Origin of the sequence: Kineococcus indalonis (assembly GCF_009906395.1) — a bacterium.
Lineage (GTDB): Bacteria > Actinomycetota > Actinomycetes > Actinomycetales > Kineococcaceae > Kineococcus > Kineococcus indalonis.
Window position 1 is genome coordinate 1 of record NZ_JAAALM010000733.1, and the last position, 1,475, is coordinate 1,475.

Annotated in this window: 2 protein-coding genes; both read right to left on the reverse strand. The window is 77.4% G+C overall.

Features of this window, described 5'->3' with window-relative positions:
- Window positions 1-225 (reverse strand): phosphoribosyltransferase domain-containing protein (locus tag GTR00_RS26105; protein WP_205706312.1); only part of this gene is annotated, 225 nt, incomplete at its 3' end.
- On the reverse strand, window positions 222-1,475 hold a 1,254-nt coding region (locus GTR00_RS20675; protein WP_240900732.1), incomplete at its 5' end, for an HpcH/HpaI aldolase/citrate lyase family protein. The genes GTR00_RS20675 and GTR00_RS26105, both read right to left, overlap by 4 nt.

The window sequence follows — 1,475 nt, forward strand, 5'->3', positions numbered from 1 at the left end:
GCGCCTGGGGGCGCTGGCCGCCGCCGCGCGCACCAGGCGCGGGTCGGTGGGCACGTGCTTGCCGAGCACCGTGGAGACCAGCAGGTGCGCGCGGCGCGGGTTGCGCCGCAGCGCCAGGCCCAGCAGGTCGCGCACGTCCAGCCCGTCGGCGCCGGGCGGGCCGGTGACGTCCACGCCCAGGTGCTCGCGCACCCACGCGCCCGGCCAGGTGGTCGCGGCCCTCACGCGCCGGTCCCCGCCGGCCGGGGCGCGGCGAAGGCCTGCCAGGCGTCGTCCTGCGCCTGCAGCAGGTGCGCGTAGGTGACGTGCTCGCGGGCCACGCCGAACGCGCTGGCGCGCGCCAGCACCCGCTCCGCCCACGGCCGGTGCGGTCCGGCCTCGTTCATCTTGTTGCGGTAGCTGGAGGCCATCACGCCGCCGGCGGCCTGGGCCAGGACGTCGGAGGCGTCGCAGAAGTCCTCGTGGGTGACCACCGACATCGCGTGCACGACGGCGACGTGGGAGGGGTGGATGACGGTCTTGCCCTGCAGGCCGTTGACGCGGTCCAGCTCCAGCTCGCGCACCAGGCCGTCGAGGTCCTCGGCGATGAGCTGCTCGCGCAGCTCCTCGGCGCCGGAGCCGGCGAACGGGCTCGCCGACAGGCTCGTGCGGAACACGCGCTCGCCGGAGGTGAAGTGCTCCCACACGGGGGCGGTGATGGGGTAGCCGCTGCCGTCGGCGCGGCCGAGGACGTTGATGACGTCGCCGAGGACGTCGGCGACGACCCGCACGTCCCACACCGTGGACCCGCGCGGGCGGCGCAGGCCGTAGGCGGCCGAGAGGTCGGTGGCGCCGGTGCGCACGGCGAGCACGAGGTCGCGGTGGGCGTCGAGGACGTCGCGCACGGCGAACAGCGCCTCGCGGCGGGTGTCGAGGTGCGCGATGTCGCGGCTCTCCAGCACCGGCATCGCCCACAGCCGCCGGCCGGCCACGTCCGAGGCGTGCCGCACCGCCTGCAGCCAGCGCTGCGGCGCGGGGCGGCCCGGGCCGCCGAACTTCGGCAGCACGAAGCCCTGCAGGCAGTCCAGGCCCACGCCGCTGCGCTCGACGACGGTGAGCAGCTGCTCGGGGGTGCGCGCGCGCAGGAACAGCATCAGCGGCGGCCCGCCGGCCCACTCCGGCCGGCGGGCCAGGTCGGCCAGCTCGCGCACGAGGGTCTCCTCGGCGTGCCCGACGAGGTCGTCGGGCACGGAGTCCTCCAGGCAGGCGACCGCGCTGCGCACGCCGCGGCGCGCCAGGCGCAGCAGGTCGCCGGCCAGGCGCTGGCGGGTCGCGGGGCAGTACAGCGTGGCGCCGAGGGCGACGGCGAGCTCGTCGCGCGCGGCGTCCAGGTCGACCGGCCGCGGCGGGTGCAGGAAGAGCGCGTCGGCGCGCGCGGGGTCGAGCTCGGCGAAGTGGCGCACGTCGGCGCTCGTCCTCCCGTCGGGTTGGAGAGG